At 53.6% G+C, this 21,254-nt stretch carries 15 protein-coding genes and 2 pseudogenes; 10 read left to right on the top strand and 7 right to left on the bottom strand.

What is annotated here, in order from left to right; translation table 11 throughout:
• Nucleotides 1–31 precede the first annotated feature (31 nt).
• Nucleotides 32–1,387 carry a TldD/PmbA family protein gene (locus BRW62_RS02300; protein WP_099798105.1) on the bottom strand — a complete coding sequence of 452 codons (1,356 nt, stop codon included), beginning with the start codon at nt 1,385–1,387 and terminating at the stop codon, nt 32–34.
• A 103-nt stretch (nt 1,388–1,490) separates the two neighbouring features.
• Nucleotides 1,491–2,750 carry a glycosyltransferase family 4 protein gene (locus tag BRW62_RS02305; RefSeq protein WP_099798107.1) on the bottom strand — a complete coding sequence of 420 codons (1,260 nt, stop codon included), beginning with the start codon at nt 2,748–2,750 and terminating at the stop codon, nt 1,491–1,493.
• A 646-nt stretch (nt 2,751–3,396) separates the two neighbouring features.
• Here BRW62_RS02305 and hisG point away from each other — a divergent pair.
• The 4 genes from hisG (at nt 3,397) to BRW62_RS02325 (ending at nt 7,343) form a co-directional block, all read left to right on the top strand.
• On the top strand, nt 3,397–4,056 hold the full coding sequence (hisG, locus tag BRW62_RS02310; RefSeq protein WP_099798109.1) for an ATP phosphoribosyltransferase: 660 nt from the start codon (nt 3,397–3,399) through the stop codon (nt 4,054–4,056).
• A gap of 149 nt (nt 4,057–4,205) precedes the next feature.
• The gene (locus BRW62_RS02315; RefSeq protein WP_099798111.1) at nt 4,206–4,514 is read left to right on the top strand and encodes a hypothetical protein; all 309 of its coding nucleotides are present in this window, start codon (nt 4,206–4,208) and stop codon (nt 4,512–4,514) included.
• A gap of 29 nt (nt 4,515–4,543) precedes the next feature.
• The gene (gene glmS, locus BRW62_RS02320) at nt 4,544–6,424 is read left to right on the top strand and encodes a glutamine--fructose-6-phosphate transaminase (isomerizing) (RefSeq protein ID WP_099798113.1); all 1,881 of its coding nucleotides are present in this window, start codon (nt 4,544–4,546) and stop codon (nt 6,422–6,424) included.
• Nucleotides 6,425–6,470: 46 nt separating this feature from the next.
• Nucleotides 6,471–7,343, top strand: a complete 873-nt coding sequence (locus BRW62_RS02325; protein ID WP_099798114.1) for an SDR family oxidoreductase — start codon at nt 6,471–6,473, stop codon at nt 7,341–7,343.
• 9 nt (nt 7,344–7,352) lie between these two features.
• On the opposite strand, the gene BRW62_RS02330 is transcribed toward BRW62_RS02325, so the two are convergent.
• The gene (locus BRW62_RS02330; protein WP_099798116.1) at nt 7,353–8,027 is read right to left on the bottom strand and encodes a class I SAM-dependent methyltransferase; all 675 of its coding nucleotides are present in this window, start codon (nt 8,025–8,027) and stop codon (nt 7,353–7,355) included.
• Between the two features lie 66 nt (nt 8,028–8,093).
• Here BRW62_RS02330 and BRW62_RS15015 point away from each other — a divergent pair.
• Together BRW62_RS15015 and BRW62_RS02340 are read left to right on the top strand one after the other, a co-directional pair.
• Nucleotides 8,094–8,447, top strand: a pseudogene (locus BRW62_RS15015) (zinc ribbon domain-containing protein); the annotation flags it as partial.
• Nucleotides 8,448–8,481: 34 nt separating this feature from the next.
• The gene (locus BRW62_RS02340; RefSeq protein WP_099798118.1) at nt 8,482–9,270 is read left to right on the top strand and encodes an E3 ubiquitin ligase family protein; all 789 of its coding nucleotides are present in this window, start codon (nt 8,482–8,484) and stop codon (nt 9,268–9,270) included.
• On the opposite strand, the pseudogene rsmA reads toward BRW62_RS02340, so the two are convergent.
• Nucleotides 9,244–9,980: pseudogene (rsmA, locus tag BRW62_RS02345) on the bottom strand (16S rRNA (adenine(1518)-N(6)/adenine(1519)-N(6))-dimethyltransferase RsmA). The gene BRW62_RS02340 and the pseudogene rsmA overlap by 27 nt on opposite strands.
• A 63-nt stretch (nt 9,981–10,043) precedes the next feature.
• Nucleotides 10,044–11,324: a phosphopyruvate hydratase gene (eno, locus tag BRW62_RS02350; protein ID WP_099798119.1), complete on the bottom strand. Its 1,281-nt coding sequence runs from the start codon at nt 11,322–11,324 to the stop codon at nt 10,044–10,046.
• Nucleotides 11,325–11,756: 432 nt separating this feature from the next.
• On the opposite strand from eno, the gene BRW62_RS02355 reads away from it, so the two are divergent.
• Both BRW62_RS02355 and BRW62_RS02360 read left to right on the top strand, forming a co-directional pair.
• A complete protein-coding gene (locus BRW62_RS02355; protein WP_099798121.1) occupies nt 11,757–14,348 on the top strand; it encodes a glycogen/starch/alpha-glucan phosphorylase in 2,592 nt (863 codons plus the stop codon).
• A gap of 80 nt (nt 14,349–14,428) precedes the next feature.
• The gene (locus tag BRW62_RS02360; protein WP_099798122.1) at nt 14,429–15,694 is read left to right on the top strand and encodes an AmpG family muropeptide MFS transporter; all 1,266 of its coding nucleotides are present in this window, start codon (nt 14,429–14,431) and stop codon (nt 15,692–15,694) included.
• Between the two features lie 3 nt (nt 15,695–15,697).
• Here the strand turns inward: BRW62_RS02360 and BRW62_RS02365 are convergent, their stop codons facing one another.
• Both BRW62_RS02365 and BRW62_RS02370 read right to left on the bottom strand, forming a co-directional pair.
• Complete coding sequence (locus BRW62_RS02365; protein ID WP_099798123.1) at nt 15,698–17,974, bottom strand: heavy metal translocating P-type ATPase; 2,277 nt, start codon at nt 17,972–17,974, stop codon at nt 15,698–15,700.
• Entirely contained in the window at nt 17,949–18,962 is a 1,014-nt protein-coding gene (locus BRW62_RS02370; RefSeq protein WP_099798124.1) for a bestrophin family protein, read from the bottom strand. The genes BRW62_RS02365 and BRW62_RS02370 overlap by 26 nt, the downstream gene beginning before the upstream one ends.
• Before the next feature lie 743 nt (nt 18,963–19,705).
• Here BRW62_RS02370 and BRW62_RS13215 point away from each other — a divergent pair.
• Both BRW62_RS13215 and BRW62_RS13220 read left to right on the top strand, forming a co-directional pair.
• Nucleotides 19,706–20,458 (top strand): aldehyde dehydrogenase family protein, encoded by a 753-nt coding sequence (locus BRW62_RS13215; RefSeq protein WP_198406115.1) that lies wholly within the window; start codon nt 19,706–19,708, stop codon nt 20,456–20,458.
• A gap of 41 nt (nt 20,459–20,499) precedes the next feature.
• Entirely contained in the window at nt 20,500–21,210 is a 711-nt protein-coding gene (locus tag BRW62_RS13220) for a hypothetical protein (protein WP_198406116.1), read from the top strand.
• The last annotated feature ends 44 nt before the right edge of the window (nt 21,211–21,254 follow it).

Genomic DNA, 21,254 nt, shown 5'->3' on the forward strand with positions numbered 1-21,254 from the left:
CATAGGTCTATTCAGCAACGCCAAAAGTGCGTCACTCACCAGTAATCGCCAAGGGAGCAACCCAGACCTCAGGGCACATTCCATAGGGGGTAAATGCTGGCTCTGGCGCAAGGTAAAGAATCTGGTGCAGCAGGGTGCGAATGTCCCCAGCAACTGTGGCAGATTCAATGCTAATCGCGTCTCCATTCCGTAGGAGCCACCCATCAAAGGGTAAGGAAAACGAGCCTTGAAGAGCTTTGACCCCGGCGTGCAGGGCATGGAGTTCATCAATCCAGACAACGCCATCGGCGCGATCGCGCCGGTACTGAGCCGCCGTTGTCTGACCCGGCAGCACATCGTAAAAATAGCCACTGACGGTGACTTTAGCGCCTAGGTTGGCATGACCTGTCGGTTGGCAGCCAAAGCGAACCGCCGTGCCCGCGCTGTGGTATAGCCCCGTAAGGCAACCTGCTTCAATTAAAGGAATGCGGCGAGTGGGGGTTCCTTCCCCATCAAATAACGGTTGACCAATATTGTGGGGGTGGCGGGCATCGTCGTAAATCGTTAGCAGTGGCGCAGCGATCGCCTGGTGGAGAGAATCAGGACTCGACAGGCTTTGACGATCAAGGATATTTTGAGCATTGAATAGGTTAGAAAAGGCATTGAGCAAACTCAAAAAGGCTTGAGGCGAAAAAAGCACTGGGTACTGCCCCGATGGAATAGGGGCATAGTCAAGATGACGAATGGTTTTGTCCGCCACTTCTTCAATGCAGCCGTTAATATCTAATTGCTCGAGATCGGCGCTGAGGCGCATGGCACCAGCGCTACGGGGCTTACGACCTGCTTCCTCGGTTTTGCTGTAAAGGTAGAGAGTCGTCGTTGTAGTGCGTTGCTGGCGATTGGCGCCATCGCTGTTGAGATAAAACCGCTCTGTGCATCGCTGGCTAAGGCCGTTGTAGGGCACACTGGCGATCGCCGGGTGGCGGCCAAGAAGTTCCTGCTCAGCAGCAATCAGGTGATCCAAAAGCATTTTGGCAGGGGCGAGGGGCTGTGCCTCTGGCAGCGATAGTTCCGCAAGGGGTGCCGTTGCCAGTGGGCTAAAGTCTGGAATATGCTCATCTACCCCAAACTCGCTGGCTTCCAGCGCCATGCCTAGAGCCGTTTCTAGCCCCTGATCATCCAATTGGGTAGTACTGGTGACCCCCAAGCGACCTGCAGCATTCCAGACCCGCACCGTAATGCCAGATCGCTGGGATGCCTTGACTTGCTTCGGCTCCCCTTGCTGCACCTGAACGCTCACTTCATCAACGTGGGCACCGCCTAGATCAAATTTGCGAATGCCTAACCGCTGGGCGATCGCCGTTGTTCGTTGTTGTAGGGTCACGTTAGGAGTAAGCGTGGCAGTCATGGCAGTGCTAAATTTTAGCAATTGTAATTGTTAATTTATATTACCAAAAATCGCGGCTTCTCACCAGCCACAGTAAATCGCCGCAGGCAACGCATTTAGCACCTTAAGCAGGCCGAGGTTGAGTACGATGCCGCGCTAGCACCTCCTCATACACCGCAAGGTACTGCTTTGCTACCACCGGATAGGCAAACTCCCGAACTGCAAACGCCCGGGCATTTGCGCAAAGTTGAGCGTGACGATACGAGTCCTCAATCACCCATTGAATGCCGTGAGCCAAATCAGCCGCGTCAAAAGGAGTGGCCAAATAACCCGTTTGCTGATGAGTCACAATATCTGGTAAGCCACCAACCGCAAAGGCGACAACAGGTGTACCACATGCAATCGATTCAATGGCTGTATTGGGTAGGTTATCCTGACGGGACGGAACAACCATCACATCCGCGGCACTATACAATATTCGCAAACTAACATCATCATAGAGGTGTCCTGCATAATGAGTAGGAAACCCAAGATCTGGCGGTTGTTGTGGTTGACGCTCACCAAAAACAAGCAGTTCTAACCCAGACACGTTAACCTGTAGAGACTGCAACGCCGCCTGCAATAGGTCAAATCCCTTGCGCGGATCACGAGTGCCCCCTACTGCCCCAAATAGCACTAAGGGAACCTCCAGCGGTAAATTAAGTAGCTTACGTGCCAACTCACGGTTTAGCGGCTGCCAAGCTTCCGTATCGATGGGGTTAGGAATCACAGTAACTGGCCAATCGTGCATCAAAGCACTCTGACGGACACACGCCGCCAGCCACTGACTAGGGGTCACGATTTGGATGGGATGTTTCCAGTGTTTGCGTTTACGCTCCCATGTCCAGCGATTGAGGTCAACGCCGCGTTCATAGGCTGGACGATTATTGGCGCGATAGCCCTCTTGCCAGCGCCGATCTTCTGCGTAGTGCTCTGCCCCGCAAAATGCCCACATATCATGAAGCGTCCAGACCAGAGGTTTTTGCAAGCGGCCAATGTCAGCCACTGAAAGCATTTCATTTTGTACCCAGTGCAAGTGCACTAGATCTGCCTCACAGGTGTTTAAGCGCCGTAACCGACCGGAAGGAAAGATGGATGGGGAATGAAGAACTGGGTTGTCGGTGCGCAACAGGCGGGTGGCTAAACTACCCAGATGAGGTCGCAGCACCACCCATGCCTTGGTAATTTTGCTGTTTGGTGCTTGAACTGTCCAATCCCCAGATATAGCAACATCAGTCATTAACCTAGAATCCACGTCTGCCGTGCGCAAAGCACAGTGGATACGATAGGCAGCACGAGCAGCTCCACCAACGATGTCTGAGTGGTTGAGGTGGAAGACGTGCATGCTTATGGTTGGTATTTGAATTCAACAAGCAGAGTATGACCAGGTAGCAGCCTACGTAAGCCCATGCGCAAAGTTAACTGCAAAGGGAAGGTCGTCGGTGGGAGTGTCAATATCATAGAGTAAAGATACTTAAAAGGTTATAGTGCCCCCAAGATATTTTGAGTTCACTCTTCATAATTGAAGAAATTTTCTTGCTCTTAACACTGTAACTTAAGGCAGTTTTTACATACAAGGCTCATTGAGGTTTGTTAAGCCACTACAGGACTGAAATACTAGGAATACAGAGAGCAGACTACACTGAAATACTAGGGATACAGAGAGCAGACTACACCGACGCATTCACTAGGTTTTCATTAGGTTTTCATTCACTAGACTTTATGGCGCATGGGTATGGTGGCCTACTAGGGGCAGAGCGGTTCATAGTGACGAAGGGTACAGCATAGATGCTCAGTGCCAGAGAATTTCGGTCGTCCGTTTTGCAGAGCTTGAAGCAGGGATGCCCCAACCTGCTATGCTGCAATTGATCTAGATGTGCGGCAGGACTATGGTGCGTTCACTATCTCTGTGGCGTTCTCTGGACGGCATAGAGACCTTGATCATACCTCCCATCGTGTTTGCTGCCTTTGAACGTGATGATGGTTAGCGGATGTTAACGATTGCTCTGCCCAAAGGTGCTCTCTTAAAAGAGAGCATTGCCTACTTTCAGCAGGTGGGCTTAAATTTTGATGCGCTGTTAGAACCGGATAATCGTCAGCTACAGGTCGTTTCCCGCGATGGTGTGGCGCGTGCCTTGCTAGTACGTGCCCAAGATGTGCCGGTGTATGTGCAGTACGGTCAAGCGCAGTTGGGTATTGTGGGTTACGATGTTCTGCGGGAGAAGACTCCCCATGTTGCCCAATTAGCAGATCTGGGTTTTGGGCGATGTCGCCTGTCAGTGGCTGTGAAGGCCACTAGCCCTTATCGCAGTGCCCGTGATTTACCGCCCCATTGCCGAGTGGCTTCAAAATTTGTTCGCTGCGCCAATGCCTTTTTCCAAGAGTTAGATGTACCAGTGGATATTGTGCCCCTCTACGGTTCTGTGGAACTTGGACCGCTGACCGGCATGGCGGAGGCTATTGTGGATCTGGTGTCCACCGGGCGCACTCTCAAGGAAAATGGATTGGTGGAACTCGAGCAAATTTTTACTAGCACGGCCTACCTGATTGCTCACCCCCGTAGCTATCGCCTCAATATCGCTGGCCTAGGACACTATGTGAAGTGTCTTGAAGGCTATCGGAATCGCATGGAGGGCAGGGCCTCCGCGTAATTCTCAACACAGCGCTTGGCAGGGTTTGCAGGCTGTCCGTTAGGCATCCTATGACAATTTTTAGCCAAGGCTTGCGTTTTGTTAAAAATCCGATAACCTAGTTCGTAAAACAAAACATTTTTATACGTCATTGGCGTAGGTGTGTGGTGATGAGTGAGTGGCGCAAAATGGAGTGGACGATGGATGAGCAGGAGTGGCGGGCGATCGCCAACTCCCGCAGTCAGATCGAGCAATCGTGGCGTACCAGTTCGCAGTCGCCCGTGATAAATCATTTAGGTCATTTACGGGCTGCAAAAATACACTCGGCATCGGTTCCTCGGGTTCCGCGTCGCGCTGTCGAACCCATTGGTATCCAGCCATGGCAGGCTGAGTTTACCCAACAGCGATTTCGTACCCGGACACCGCTCCCCTTGAAACGTCCGCAGGTGGAACTCCCGCAGTTTGCCACCCGTCGTTAACGTCCTCACAACTCATAGAGAGGTTTGCTATGTGTGGCATTGTTGGCTACATCGGTCCACAGCGGGCAGCGGAGGTGCTGCTACAGGGCTTGCAAAAGCTCGAATATCGTGGCTACGATTCGGCGGGCATTGCCACCCTTAGTGAAGGTGAACTTCTATGTGTGCGCGCCAAGGGTAAGCTCCACAATCTTGCGGAAAAAGTTCAGCAACTCGAAATTCTGGCTCATGTTGGCATTGGCCACACCCGCTGGGCAACCCATGGCAAACCAGAGGAGCACAACGCTCACCCCCATCGGGATAGTCGCGATCGCCTTGCGGTGGTGCAAAACGGCATCATTGAAAATTACCGCGAATTGCGGCAACAGTTGCAGGAGCGAGGGCACCTCTTTCGCTCGGAAACCGACACAGAAGTTATTCCCCATTTAATTTCGGAGTATTTACCTGCCACTCCTCAGCCCAATGGGTTGCTGGAGGCGGTACAGAAGGCCGTGCAAGAGTTAGAAGGGGCGTTTGCGATCGCCGTTATTTGCGCCGACTATCCCGATGAACTGATCGTAGCGCGGCAGCAAGCTCCCCTCGTCATTGGCTTTGGCCAAGGGGAGTTTTTCTGCGCCTCCGATACTCCCGCCATTATTCCCTATACTCGCGCGGTACTGCCCCTAGAAAATGGTGAACTGGCGCGATTGACCCCCACTGGGGTTGAAGTCTATGACTTTGCTGGCCAGCGTCTGCGCAAAACCCCTCGCACCCTGAACTGGAACCCCGTCATGGTGGAGAAACAGGGCTTTAAGCACTATATGCTCAAGGAAATCTATGAGCAACCCGGTGTGGTGCGCACTTGTTTAGAGGTGTATCTGCGCCCTGAGTGGGAGCCGCAAGCGCCCTATAGTCCGGTGCAACTAGGGTTGGCACCTGCGGTTCTCGCTGACCTTGAGTTCATTCAAATTGTTGCCTGTGGTACTAGTTGGCACGCCAGCCTTGTCGGCAAATACCTGCTGGAGCAGTTAGCCAACATTCCCACGAGTGTGCAGTACGCCTCGGAGTTTCGCTATGCGCCGCCACCGCTGCTGCCCAACACCTTGACCATTGGGGTGACCCAATCCGGTGAGACGGCGGATACCCTAGCTGCCCTAGAAATGGAGCTGAGCCGACGGCAGGGGCTAGAGCCGCCGTTGAGTGCGCGGCTATTGGGCATTACCAACCGCCCTGAAAGCACCTTGGGGCAGTTAGTCCCCGCCATTATTGATACCCATGCAGGCATTGAAATTGGCGTTGCTGCAACGAAAACCTTTGTGGCTCAACTCATGGCCTTTTACTTGCTGTCGCTGGAGTTGGCATGGCAGCGGCAGACCCTAGGGGGCGATCGCCTCGCTGAACTGGTGGCTGGCCTACGGCAGCTACCGGCGCAAATTGAACTGATTTTAGAAAGCCAAGAGCGTTATATCGAAGCGCTGTCCCACGACTTTTCGGACACCCAAGACTTTATCTTTTTAGGGCGTGGCATTAACTTCCCTATTGCCCTAGAAGGTGCCCTTAAACTCAAGGAAATTAGCTACATCCATGCTGAGGGTTATCCCGCCGGAGAGATGAAACATGGCCCCATTGCCCTGCTGGATGCTAAAGTCCCCGTGGTCACGATCGCCATGCCTGGGAGTGTGTTTGAAAAGGTACTCTCTAATGCCCAAGAAGCCCGCGCCCGGGATGCCCGCTTAATTGGCGTTACCCCCATGGCAGAGGTTGAAGCACAGCACACCTTTGATGATCTATTGCCCGTGCCGGAGGTGGATGAACTTCTCTCGCCAATTTTAACGGTGATTCCGCTGCAATTGCTGGCGTACCATATTGCGGCGCGGCGCGGCTTAGATGTGGATCAACCTCGCAACTTAGCCAAGTCGGTCACAGTGGAGTAGGTGGAATCGCGCTAGGCTAGTAAATGCACCTCTGGGACTGGAATGCATGTACTTAGTCACAGGCGCAAGTGGACAACTGGGGTTGCGAGTGGTGCGGCGCTGTGTGTCCCTCAATGTGCCGGTGCGTGCCTTTGTGCGCCTCACGAGCCAGTATGACATGCTGAAGGAGTGGGGAGCCGAGGTCTTTATTGGCGACCTCCAAGAGCCACGGGATATTGCCAAGGCCATGCAGGGGATCACAGCGTTGGTCTGCTGCCATGGGAGCCACCTCATTAGCCGCCACATCCACGCTATTGATTACCGTGCCACCCTTGATCTGATTCAAGCGGCCCAAGCTCAACAGGTGCGCCATGTCACCCTCATTTCCCCGTTGGCTGTCACTGGCGATCGCCACGATTCACCCTTTCTTAAGGCCAAGTACGAAGCCGAGCAAGCTCTGATCCGCAGTGGCTTGAACTATACCATCTTCCGCTGTGCCACCCTAATGTCTAGCTTGATTCCCCTTGCGGAGCGCTTTCAGCAAACCGGTATCTATGTGATTTTGGGGGATCCGCAGCACCGTCTGCAACTCACCAGCCCGGAGGATTTGGCTCGCTGCATTATGATTGCTAGCCACACCAGCGATCGCCAGATTTTTAGCATTGCCCATCCAGAAATCTTTAGCCGTCAAGAGATTGCCGATCGCCTAGGTCGCTTTTTTAATAAACGCCCTTTTGTGGTTAACCTGCCCTTGGGGGCGATCGACGGTGCCCGCCAATTTCTAGGGTTATTCAATCGTGACATTGAAGCCAGCATGGGCACCCTGCGCACCCTATTGGCCTACGAAAGTTTGTGTCCTAGCAGCGACATTGAGCGAGTACAGCACTACTTTCAACTCCCCTTAGAGTCTCTTGAGGATTTCCTGAACCGCTATTTTTAATTGGCTAGGTTAGCGGTAGGCAACAACGGTCCAATGGCGATCGGAGGTGGCGGTCACCTCAACGCTGCAGGGTGGCTGGGGTATATTGGCCAACATGCTGCTAATTTCCTCAAGGGTGAGGGCGGCATGGAGGGAGTCGGCAAAGAGTTGGCGTTGCTGTGGATCACAGTCTTGGGCGTAGGTTTGCACCAGCGTATTGAGGTGCTCATGGGTGGTCGGGCGGATCAGATCCCGCACAAAGAGCAGCCCGCCGGGGCGCAGTACCCGCAACATTTCTGCGAACGCTGGCCGTGGATCTGGCAAGTGATGAATAAGGCTATTGCTGATGACTACGGCAAAGGAACCGTCGGTAAAGGGCAGTGCCTTGGCATCGCAGGGGCAAAGGGTGATGTTAGGGCATTGCTGAGTATGGGTGTGGGCGATCGCCAGCATAGCTGCGCTCAGATCCGTGGCGGTGATGTGCCAATGGGGGTATCGCTGCGCGAGCATTTGGGGAATTCGTGCTGTGCCTGTGCCGACATCCAGCAAAGATAGGGGGTGATCGGCCTCGGTAATCTGCGCCAGTAAATCCTCACAAAACGCCGTGTTAACTGCCCTAAAGTCTGTGGCATCGTAGGCGGCTGCGGCTTCAGGGGTGTCCATCACCTCTGGCTCGAGAACCCGCGGTAAGTGAGCAGTAACCATGCAACCCCTAGTCCGTGACCTTTCGTATTCTATCGAAGCTAGACCCTGCTCAGCTAAAAACCGCAGGAGCGCCGCAGAGCCAACAGTTGGGCGTTTTATCAATTGAGACAATGTCTGCAGTACAAGGCGATACTGGCAGGGGTTAACCTTGTGGTTGTGCCGCCGGCCTACACATCGCAGACTTGCCACAAGTGCCTGCATATTCATCCTGACCGGAGCAAATCTTATCGGTTGGGCAAGATGTTTACGTGCGGTCATTGTGGCTGGCAAGGGGATGCAGACTTGAATGGAGCAAACCTGATCAAGCGTTTGGGTCTGTCTTTAAACCAGCTTGGAGGAGCCGAGAAATTGTCTTGCTCTTTGAGTGAGCATATCTTGAGGGCTACTGAAAGCTCCCGTCTAGAGCACGTTAGCGCTTAGCGGAAGTTGTTTACAGAGGCGTTGAGAAGCAACAATGGGCATCTTTGGTGGCATTTTAGTTGTGGTTGCAGTTGTGCTGTTTTTTGTGCAACGCCACTATCGCCTGAAGCTACGCAGCCTCAAGTTAGCAACCCCATCCACCACCGCTGAACTGCATCACCTAGGGGAGCAAGTGGCACGGGAAATTGGCGGTGGCAATCTGCGCGAATATGTAAAAATTACAGGCCAAGTGACGACGGAGTCTCCCTTAACCTCAGAATTAAAGCAGGTGCCCTGTGTGCACTACAAAATGTCCGTCACGCGGGAGTACGAGGAACAGGTACGTGAGACAGATAGCGACGGGCGGACACGCTGGCGTACCGAACGTCGCTCTGACACCATTAGCAGCAATAGTCAGTCGATTCCCTTCCGTCTGCGCGATCGCTATGGTGACATTGAAGTGGATCCGACCGGGGCGGATATTGAAACTGTACAGGTCTTAAATGAGTTTCGCCCCGCCAATAATGCCAATCGGCTCTCCTTCGGGGCATTTACCTTGAATATTGGTACCTTGTCCTTCGGCAGTGGCACCACCCTCGGCTACCGCTATCAGGAATGGATTTTGCCCGTGGATCGCTCGGTTTTAGTGGTGGGGACTGCTAGCGACCAGACGGGAACCCTACGGATTGAGCGCCCAACTGCGAAGGGGCAAAAGTTTTTTATTTCCCTGAAGTCGGAAGACAGCCTCACTCAAGACACCAGTAATACCATTCTTTATACTGGTCTGGGGGCGGTGGCCTGTGGTGGCATCGGAGTGCTACTCATTTTGCTGAGCCTGTTCTAGCGCTTCGCTGAGGGCTAGCCAGTCTCTCAGGCTCAAGGCTTCAGCACGGCTCTCGGGAGGAAGTCCCAGTTCCGCTAAGACCTGACGAACAGCACTCGGATCAACCAGTGATTTTAAGGCATTGGCTAGCATTTTGCGGCGGGTGGCAAACCCCTGCTTCAGCAGCCGCTCTAACCACTGGGGGAAGTCACCTGAGGTGGCGTTGGGTGAGGCCGTAAACAGATCACCATCGATTCCACTTTTGGGGGTGGCTGAAAGGCGCGCGGGGGAACGGCACAGACAGGTTCACAGGTGGCCAAGAACTGGCTACGTACTGAAAGGGCACCGTAGGCTTTGCTGCCCGGTTTGGCCATGAGGCGATCGCCAATTTCCTTTTGCACGAGGAGGATGAGGCGCTCAAAGGCGGGGGTGCGAGGCTGGCTCAGGGTTCCCAGTAAGTGTTCTAGGAGCAGGCCTGTGATGTTGTAGGGAATATTGGCCACTACTTTGTTACACCCCAAAGCCGCCAGATCAGTGCGCAGGATGTCCCCTTCCATCAGCACGAAGCGATCGCTGCGGATCTGCCGCTTCAGGCTTGCACATAAATCGCGATCCAGTTCCACCGCAACCACCGCAACCCCAGCCGCCAACAGGGGACGAGTGAGTGCACCGCGCCCTGGGCCTACTTCAAGGACGCGATCGCCCGGTGTTAAGTGCGCCGCAGCAATCATCTGTGCCAACACCGCTTCACTGCGTAGCCAGTGCTGGCCAAACCGTTTGCGAGGTCGATTCACCTACTGCGGGCCTAACCCCACGGTCGGGGCATACACTGCCTGATCCCCCAGTTCCGCTTCAATGCGCAGCAGGCGGTTGTACTTGGCAACCCGCTCACTGCGGCACAGCGAACCAGTTTTAATTTGCCCTGAGCGAGTCGCCACGGCCAGATCCGCAATGGTGGTGTCTTCGGTTTCACCGGAGCGGTGGCTGATCACCGAGCGGTAGCCACTACGGGTCGCTAAGTCAATGGTTTGCAGCGTTTCAGTGAGTGAGCCAATTTGGTTGAGTTTGATTAAAATGGCATTGGCCACACCGCTGTCAATACCGCGCTTGAGGCGTTTGGGGTTCGTCACAAACAGATCATCCCCCACCAGTTGCACCCGCGTGCCTAACGCTTGGGTGAGGAGCCCCCAATTCTCCCAGTCTTCTTCTTGAAGGCCGTCTTCAATGGAAATAATGGGGTAATTACTCACTAGTTGCTCATAGTAACTCACTAGCTCAGCGCCACTACGGCTGGCATTGTCAAAGGTATAGCAGCCATCTGTGTAGAACTCGTTAGCGGCAACATCAAGGGCGAGCGCCACTTGCGTACCGGGCGTGTAACCTGCGGTTTCGATCGCTTGCAGCAAAATATCTAGTGCCGCCTGATTCGATTCAAGGTTGGGGGCGAACCCACCTTCATCGCCAACCCCCGTGAGCAGCCCTTTATCCGCCAAGACCTTGTTCAGTGCCGCAAAGACCTCTGCTCCCCAGCGTAACCCTTCGCTAAAGCTAGGAGCGCCAACGGGCATAATCATAAATTCTTGGAAATCAATAGTGTTGGCGGCATGGGCACCCCCGTTAATCACATTCATCATCGGCACCGGCAGCACGTTAGCGAGGGGGCCACCCAAATAGCGATAGAGGGGTTGTCCAAGGTACTCGGCAGCGGCTTTGGCGATCGCCAAGGACACCGCCAAGATGGCGTTGGCACCTAAATTGCTCTTGTTCTCGGTGCCATCTAGCTCCAAAAGGCACTGATCAATCGCGGTCTGATCCAGCGCATTTTGATCCACTAAAGCACTAAGAATCGTGGTTTCAATATTTTCTACGGCGTGCAGCACTCCTTTGCCCCCGTAGCGCTTGGGATCGCCATCGCGCAGTTCGTGGGCTTCAAAACTGCCGGTTGACGCGCCACTAGGAACTTGAGCCAACCCGACCACGCCACAGTCTAGTTCAACTTCTGCTTCTACCGTGGGTCGCCCGCGGGAGTCTAAGATTTCCCGGGCACGAATGGTTGCGATCGCCGTATCCATCATGAGCATTATCCTGAGTATGCAGGTTAGATTTTACTGGTTTCGCACCGCTTTACCCAAGTACAGCCGGTTACGTTGGGGCAAGAATTCCAACTTTTCTTATACAGCTGAGCGCGGGGGCATGCCTTAAGTGCCTATCCCGCAACCACTCCATCGCGGATGACTGTAAAATCTTGTTAAGGAATTTAAGGGATGGTTGCGTTGCTGAATTCAGCCTGTTCCTCGAGGTCTTGCATTAAGTTAGGCTGCATAGGTTTGCTGAACCAGCGATCGCCCCGCAAAGATAGCAACTTCCCCACAGGCGCTATAAAAACCATGTAAACAGAGGTGAATTTTTTATTAAAAATCACGTACTAGTAGTCTAATGTACATTTTGCCAATCTGTATTAGCCTTAATCTAAGTTATTTCCGATTCCTCATAGAGCCAGTGTTTGCATGAGTAATTTTTCCGATTCCAACGGTCACGCCCCTAACTCCTCTGCTGTTCCACCAACCGATGACCATTGCGATCTCTACATCGAGAGCGATCGCACGGGCATGACGGTGCAAACCCTGAAGCGCGCCTTTGTCGATAACTTGCACTACATCCAGGGCAAAGATGCCACCTTTGCCACCCCCTACGATTATTTCATGGCACTGGCCTACACGGTGCGCGATCGCCTGTTGCACCGCCGCATTAAAACCGCCCAAACCTATTTTGAGCAGGATGCCAAAGTAGTTTATTACCTGTCGGCGGAATTTTTGATCGGGCGGTTATTGCTCAATAACCTCATTAACGTCGGCCTTTACGAGCAAGCCAAACAAGCCATGGCAGAGTTTGGGCTTGACCTGAATGAGCTGATGGAGCGAGAGCCAGAACCTGGCTTGGGCAATGGGGGCTTGGGTCGGCTGGCAGCTTGCTTTTTAGACTCCTTGGCCACCTTGGAAATCCCGGCAGTGGGGTATGGCATTCGCTATGAATACGGCATCTTTGAGCAAGTCATCACCAACGGCTGGCAGCACGAAGTACCCGATAACTGGCTCCGCTTTGGGAACCCGTGGGAAATTGCCCGCCCCGACTACAACGTCGAAGTGAAGTTTGGCGGCCATACAGAAGCCTACACCGATGCTCAAGGCCACTATCGGGTGCGATGGGTGGCAGGCACCACCGTTCTTGGCACCCCCTACGATACCCCCATTTCCGGCTACGGCAAAAATACCGTCAACACCTTGCGGCTGTGGAGTGCCCGCGCTGCCCAAGACTTTAACTTGCAAGTCTTTAACGCCGGGGACTATACCCAAGCGGTTTCGGAGAAAACCTTTAGTGAAAACATCTCCAAAGTTCTGTACCCCAACGATAATACCCCACAAGGGAAGGAACTACGGCTGCGGCAGCAGTATTTCTTTGTCTCGTGCTCACTGCAAGATATTATTCGGCTCTATCTGCGCAAGCACACCAGTTTTGATGCATTCCCCGAAAAAGTTGCCATCCAGCTAAACGATACCCACCCGGCCATTGGGGTGGCGGAATTGATGCGACTGTTGATTGACGAGTATCAACTGACGTGGGAGGAAGCGTGGGACATTACCCAGCGCACCTTTGCTTACACCAACCATACCCTTCTTTCTGAAGCCTTAGAACGCTGGTCTATTGATCTGTTTGGGCGACTGTTGCCGCGTCACCTAGAGATCATTTATGAAATTAACTACCGCTTTCTCAATGAAATCCGTCAGCGATATCCCGGTAATACCGCCCGCTTAGCACGGATGTCTCTGATTGAGGAGGGGCACCCGAAGCAGGTACGCATGGCGCACTTAGCCTGTGTGGGTAGCCATACGGTAAATGGCGTGGCCGAACTTCACACCGAGCTAATTAAACAGGAATTGATGCGGGACTTCTACGAGATGTACCCCGACAAATTCCAAAACAAAACCAATGGCATTACGCCACGGCGCTGGCTCCTCCTGAGCAATCCCCAATTGGCCAAGCTGATTACCGATACCCTCAACAGCGATCGCTGGCTTTACCACCTAGAAGACCTGCGAGGCTTAGAACCCTACGCGACGGATCCGGCGTTCCACGCCAAGTGGCAGAAGATTAAACAGGTCAATAAGGAACGCCTCGCCGACTACATCTGGCGCAACAATCAAATTGAAGTGGATCCCTACTCCTTATTTGACATTCAAATTAAGCGCATCCACGAGTACAAGCGCCAGCACTTGGCCGTGCTGCACATTATTACCCTGTACGAGCAAATTAAGGCCAACCCCAATATTGATATTCAACCGCGCACGTTTATCTTTGGTGGCAAGGCGGCACCCGGCTATTTCATGGCCAAGATGATGATCAAACTGATCAATTCTGTTGCGGCCATGGTGAACCACGACAGCGATGTCAATGGTCGCCTTAAGGTGGTATTCCTGAACAACTATTCGGTGTCTCTGGGGGAAATTGCCTATCCGGCGGCGGATCTCTCAGAGCAGATTTCCACCGCAGGAAAGGAAGCCTCAGGAACCGGCAATATGAAGTTTGCCCTCAACGGTGCGCTCACCATTGGCACCCTAGACGGCGCAAATGTGGAAATTCGCCAAGAAGTCGGGGCTGAAAATTTCTTCCTCTTTGGGTTAACAGCGCAGGAGGTGATGAGCCTCAAAGCGGAAGGCTACAATCCCCGTGACTACTACAACAGCAATCCGTTGCTGAAAAAAGTCATCGACAGCCTCATTTCCGACTATTTTTGCCCGCGGGAGCCGGGGTTATTTGAGCCAATTGTTAGCTCACTGCTCAATGACGATCAATACATGCTCTTGGCGGACTACCAGTCCTATATAGACTGCCATCAGCGGGCAGCGCAGGCCTTCCGTGATAAAGACCGCTGGACCCAGATGTCGATTTTGAATGTGGCGCGCATGGGGAAATTCTCTAGCGATCGCACCATTGCTGAATACTGCAAAGACATCTGGAAGATTGAACCAGTGCCCGTCTCCTTAGATGCGTGTCGGCCTGCCTTCCAGCCTGCACGAACCACACAAACCAGTAGTCTCTAGAGCCAAGCCTGCTGCCCAATCTAGTGGAGTGCTGTTCTTTGCTCTACACTGGACAAGGTTTGAGCAATGAGGAGAACGGCATGGCGGGGATCGGGTCAGCCCTACGGGTCTTTCAAAGCCGCAAGATGGCGGCACTCCTACTGCTGGGCTTTTCATCCGGCTTGCCGCTGTTTCTCACCAGCCGTACCCTCCAAGCCTGGATGACCGTAGAGGGGGTTGACCTCACGGCGATCGGGCTGTTTAGCTTGGTGGGGCTGCCCTACTCCCTCAAGTTTCTGTGGTCGCCGCTTTTAGATCGCTATACCCTCCCCTTTTTGGGGCGGCGGCGCGGCTGGTTGTTACTGATTCAAGGGTTACTGCTGGTGGCGATCGCCCTGATGGGGCTACAGAATCCGAGTGCCAGCTTACGGTTACTGGCGATTAATGCCTTGGCGATCGCATTTTTAAGTGCCAGCCAAGATATTGCCGTCGATGCCTACCGCGCCGATGTGCTCGATCCCCTTGAAATGGGAGCAGGAGCCGGTATTTATGTGTTGGGCTATCGAATGGCACTCCTGATCACCGGATCCGCTGCGTTGATCTTGGCGGATCAACTGCCGTGGCCGCTGGTCTATGGCGTAATGTCGCTGTTGATGCTGGTGGGGATGCTGACAACCGTTTGGGCACCGGAGCCGGAGGTGCAGCCAGCCGCTCCTCGCTCTTTGCGCCAAGCGGTGCTTCAACCCTTTTTAGATTTTTTTCAGCGGTATAGCTGGGGGACGGGGCTGATTATCCTAGGGTTTATTTGTTTGTATCGCCTAGGGGATGCTCTCACGGGGAATATGATGACCCCCTTTCTGCTGCAACAGGGCTTTAGCCAAACAGAAATTGGCGCTGTGCAGGGCGGAATTGGTCTCATTGCCACCATTGTTGGTGCACTGGCTGGGGGGGCTGCTATCAGTCAAATTGGCATTCATCGTGCCCTTTGGGTGATGGGAGGGCTACAGGCCTCTAGTAATGTGTCCTATTTTGTCTTGGCCAATGCGGGTGCAAATCCGGTTGTTATGATTGCTGCCATTAGTATTGATAATTTTTGTGCGGGGCTGGCGATCGCTGCGTTAACAGCACTTTTAATGAGCCTCTGCAACCCCCAATTCAGCGCCACTCAGTATGCACTCCTCTCCAGTTTATTTGCCTTTAGTCGAGATGTTCTGGCCGCTCCTGCCGGGAAAGCAGCGGAACTCATGGGCTGGCCCTTGTTTTTCCTCTTTACGATTGGTGCTGCCCTTCCCGCGCTGCTGCTGTTGCCCTTCTTTGCACCATGGCACCCCGAAGCCGATGTTCCCCGACCCGGCAGTGATGGCTAGCATTCAGGCCGGGCTGGGTGTATCGCTGCCGAGCCGCACAAAACTGCGTCGGGGGCGTTTTTTCCAAGGAATATCCAGCATACCCGTTTGGGAGCGGCCACTACTGATTTTATGCTTCACCTTCACAGGACGGTAGTCTGTGAGAATCCGCAGACTATTGAGTTCTGCTAATAGGGTTGCCCCATTGCTAATGAGCACCGCCAGCACTGGGTGTAGGCTCAAAAATACCCCTGCTAAGACCACACTGACGTTGGGAATAACCACCAAGGCAATGTTTTGGTTAATAATCTCCATGACTTCTTTACTGAGGGCGATCGCCTGAATAATCCCTTCAAGATTATTATTCATCAGTAAAATATCTGCCGTTTGCCGTGCGGCATCACTGCCCTCCGGCAGGGAAATGGAAATGTCGGCGTAGGCCATCGCCGCTGTGTCGTTAAACCCTTCCCCAACGTAGGCCACGACGTTTTCGCCATTATTTTTAAACTTTTTGAGAATCTCCACCTTATCTTCTGGCAGGGTATTGGTGTAAATTTGGCCAAGACGAAAGCCAGCGGCATAACCAACGGCGTTGGCAACTTCGTGGTGATCCCCTGTCACCATATAGCATTCAATGCCGCGATTTTGCAGATCGGCAATGACACTGGCCGTTTCTGGGCGCACCGGATTGCTGTAAAAAAGGACAGCCACCAGTTCACCATTACAGGCAACGCAAGCAAGGGAGCGATTCCAGAGCACGCCCTCGTGGGAGCGAAGTTCTTCAAGGTCGGCGTCAATATTGTTGTCAGTCATAAACTGGTGTGTGCCCACCAGAATCCGTTGCCCCTCTACCAACCCCATAGCACCGCGCCCGGGTTCATAGCTCCAATCTGAGTACTCGCCCGGCGAGATCCCCCGCGCTTGGGCGTACTCCATCACCGCTAAGGCAAAGGGATGGTTGATGTGCTGCTCAATGGTGCTGAGCCAGTACAGGAGGGTGTCTTCGCTAAGGTGTTCTTTGAGAATTTCCACCCCAGCAATGGTGCCCTTCACTTCCGTGAGAGTGCCGGTTTTATCAAAGACGATAATATTTACCCGCGAGAGTAGCTCAAGGGCACGACCATTGCGCACATACACGCCTACTTGGGGAGCATGGGTCAGGGCGGCCAAAATGGCTGTCGGAATGGTAATGCCAATCCCAGCGCCAAAGTCAAGCTGTAACGGGGCGATCGCCCGGTGAGCATCCAAGGTCAGCCCATACACAAGGGCAGAGACCCCCATAGCCGGTAAGATCGCTTGGTTAGAAATTTCTTCGGCGTAATTCTCAATGCGTGTATCGAGTTGGGGGGCTTGTTTGGCCAGTTGGAGCGTTTTCCCCACTTGGGTATCATTGCCAACCGCCTTAGCAGCAATACAGAGTTGCCCCCGCACCACCAAAGACGAGGCCAGCACCGCCTGCCCCGGTTCACAGGTCAGTAAATCCGACTCACCCGTCAAAAACTGCCGCTGAATCACCGCTGACCCCCAGAGCACCTCGCCATCGACAGGTACTGCCGAGCCAGCCGCCACAATGACGTGATCCCCCACGTGTAACTCACGAATTGAGACGTTACGACGACTACCATCCCGCTCAATCCAGTAGGTGCGCTGCTGATCAAGGGGATCAAACACTTGGGCTTCACCCACCTGTGCTGTCATGTCCCGCAGGCATCCCCCCATTTGGCTCATGAACACCGCTAGCACTGGAGCCATATACTCCCCTTGCAAGGTATGCAAAATCGTCCACAGGGATTCCAGTTGGGTGACGTTGAGATGGCGATGCTCAAGGCTTTCGAGGGCTTCCTGAAATGTGGGCAGAGCAATGATGGTAATGATTGTCGCGACAATTACTGGATAGAACGGAGTTTGCAGTGGCAATAGGGCAACAATGGCTAAGGCAGCCACAGGCAAGGCCATCTTTTGCAAAAAGTAGGCGGTGTTCCATGGGGAATACACCTGCTTGTCAATCGGCAGAATGGTGGGGCTGGGTAAGTCAGGGTCGGCGGCGCGACGGATCAGGGAACTAAACAGGGCAAGGTGACTCTCGCCATCGCTGTTATATTCGATCACGATACAGGCGGCAGCAGCATTGACGCGAATTTGCTGAACAACCTCCTGCTGCACCAACAGGTGCTGAAGTTGGCGCAGGTAGTGCTCGTCATAGCGCAGACGCGGAACCCGCAGCCGCAACCGCCCAGGAAGGTGATGAACCACTTCGTAGGCAATGGTTTGGGGGTCAGGATGAGTAGTGGTCATGGTCATGGGGAATTACCACATCGTCAAGGGAGGATTGGTGGGGTGCTGGCGTACTAATGAGGTCATGAATGTTTTGCTGCATCGTAATGCAGATTGCATCTAATGGTAAATCATTTAAGTCGCGGCCAAAGGGGTTTTCAATTTCAATGCCAATTTCCTCAACGCCAAAGAGGGTAAAGGCAATCAGACCCACCATTGGCCCTGTTAACCACCCAAGATCATCCACCAGTTGGAAGGGTAACAGCAGACAGTACAGCAGTAATAACTGCTTGAGGTGAATGGCGTAGGCCAAGGGGATCGGTGTTTTCAGGATGCGCTCACAACTGCCTAGGGCATCTACAAGCAGCACGAGTAACTCATCCATATAGGTGAGTTGATACAGAGACAACTGACCACAGCAGTGTTGTTGATGCAGATACGATTCTATCCATAGGGCAATGCGCAGCGGCACATTTTGTACCGATTGCAGTTCCTGATATTCGTGAGGAGCAAGGAATGGCTGAAGCTCTACAAAGGTTTGGTGGCGCAGGTGCTGCTTGGTGGCGATCGCAAAGGCGCCCACTAAGTTCACGGCTTTGATTTTGCCTTGGCGATCGGCGGCTGTTTGCTCATCAATGGCCGTCCACATCAAGCGGGTTAAGTTGCGGGAGGCGTTGATGATGTTCCCCCACTGTCGCCGTCCTTCCCAAAACCGCTCGTAGGCGGTGTTGGTACGAAACACAAGGAGTAACCCGAGCACAATAGAGGGGATTAAGCTGCCCAGAACTGGCCAATGCAGATTGACAATGTAAATGTCTGCCGCTGAAATCAACACCCCAAAGGCAACACAAAAAAGGACTTCTGGCAGAATAGCAGGAATGACGGAGCCGCGCAGCCGCAGCGCCAAGCGCAACCAATTTGGATCTAACAATAGCCGCTTAACGGCACTAGGACTGAATTGGCGCAGTTGGTGGTTGGGAGGCAAGTTCAAGCGTAAAAATGAGGTTCGAGGCATACTTGACTTCTCCCCTCCTTGAAAGAGAGGGGATTCCCAAAGGATGCTACGCAACGGGCTGAAGCCGCGTTGCTTCGCTTTTCCCTTGAGCTGTCACCCACAACTTAATGCGGGTGGGGGCAGTCAAAGACCCCCTACTCACCTCAAGCATCTCTGCTATTGGGACTACGTTTATGTTTCGGTTCGTGGTTTCGCACTTTTCAACACTAGCCAGTTCGATACGCTCAACATCCTGCCATTGCTTGCAGTGGTTTAGGCTTGCCGCCAAAGCGGTAGTGACTTACTTGCCGGGATCTCTCCGTACTAGGATGTTTCTTCGCGTAGTTGATACGCCTACTTTCCACGTCTCTAGTTTAACACATAGAGAGGGCTAAAGCCCCCTGAGTTGGCTGTATCCCCTCGCTAAAGCGGAGGGGTTTTAGCCCGCCCACATCACTCCTATAATCCTAGAACGGAGTTGCGTTCCCAAACAATTACCTCTTTGGCTGCCACGAAAACTGGGATACGGTTACCGATACTTGGCATGCAACCCTCGAGGATGCGAAAGCACAAGCTGCGTTTGTAATTATCTATCGTTGTGGCGGATGAGTGCGGACGTTCGACCGTATGCCAGAATGGGTGGGAGATTACTTAAGTTGACATCCCCATCGTCGCTACGGCGGGGAATTCCGCGCGTCTTGTTAAGAAAAACCCTGTTAGCCGACAGCGGTTATTATTTATTTACAGGAGAATCGGCCTCATTTATGACTGTTGCAGTACCGGCAATTAAGGAACTCGAACGACTCCACCAGCAGGCGCGCCGCTGGCAAGAACTTTCTCCTCGAGAGCGCATCCCCTATTTGCAGCGCATGAAACACCTTGCTCGCCACCATGCCCAAAGGTGGGTAGAACTGGCCTGCCAGATCAAGGGGATTGACCGCGACTGGGTCGGCGAGGAGTGGACGACTGGACCGCTGGGGTTGATTCTCAAGCTAGACCACTATATCTATGCGCTGCGCCATAACGGTGTGCCGCCGGTGCCCCGCTGGCAAACCACCCCAACCGGACAGCGGGTGGCTCACATTCTGCCCCGCAATTGGCAAGAACGACTGCTGTGGTTTGGGGTCAGCGCTCAGGTGTGGTTACAGCCAGATCAGCCGGCTACCCAAGGCTCTGCCTACCGCAATCCGCCACCGCCGGGCGTTGCCGTGGTTTTAGGGGCAGGGAATATTACATCCCTGTGCTTGGCCGATGCCCTCTACCAACTCTTGGCAGCCAATCGGGTTGCGCTGCTAAAAATGAATCCGCTGCTGGATCCCTTAACAGACTGTTTTCGGCAAGTTTGTGCCCCACTCATTGAAGCGGGCTTTTTAGAGATTGTTACCGGGGATGGCACAGTAGGTGAGCAGCTTTGTCACCATCCCCTGACGCAGCATATTCACATCACCGGTTCCCACCATACCTATAACCGTCTGGTTTGGGGGGGGCAATCCCAGATTCTCAGCAGCCACGCCTAACCACACCTGTGACTGCAGAGCTGGGAAATGTGACTCCCCTAATGATTGTTCCCGGGGACTGGTCAGCCGCAGAGCTGGACTACCAAGCGCGGCAGGTGGCGAGTGCTCTGGTTCATAATGCTAGCTTTAACTGCATCGCCGCCCAAATTGTTGTCACTTCTCGGGAATGGCCACAGCGGCTAGCCTTTTTGAGTGCCCTGAAGCAGCACTTGCAGGCTATCCCGCCACGCCCGGCCTACTATCCGGGGGCGATCGCCCGCTACGAGTCCTTTTTAGCGGAGTATCCCCAAGCTACAGTGCTCTCCCCCAAGCAGCCAGGCACGATTCCTTGGACCTTGATTGAAGGGCTAGACCCCACGGCTAACCCACGCATTTTTCAAGAAGAAGTCTTCTGCGGGCTACTGGCAGAGGTACAACTGCCGAGTAGGAATGCCCGCGACTTCTTAGCGATGGCGGTGCCCTTTGTCAATGAGCAGCTTTGGGGGACGCTGGGGTGCACTGTGATTATTGATCCGCGCACGGAGGCGCAGGAAGCAGATGCCTTTAACCAAGCGATTGCTCAACTGCGCTATGGTTCTATTGCGATCAATGCGTGGGTCTCCCTTGGGAATGGTTTGGGGTGTACCCCTTGGGGTGCGTTTCCCGGCCATACGCCTGCCGACATTGGTTCTGGGTGGGGGTGGTTCACAACAGCTTTTTGTTTGATTACCCTGAAAAAGCTGTCATCCGCGCTCCTTTTCGGTTACCTGTAACCCCACCGTGGTTCTATGGTCACCGTAGGCTACCCGAACTGGCA

This window comes from Thermostichus lividus PCC 6715 (assembly GCF_002754935.1).
Lineage (GTDB): Bacteria > Cyanobacteriota > Cyanobacteriia > Thermosynechococcales > Thermosynechococcaceae > Thermosynechococcus > Thermosynechococcus lividus.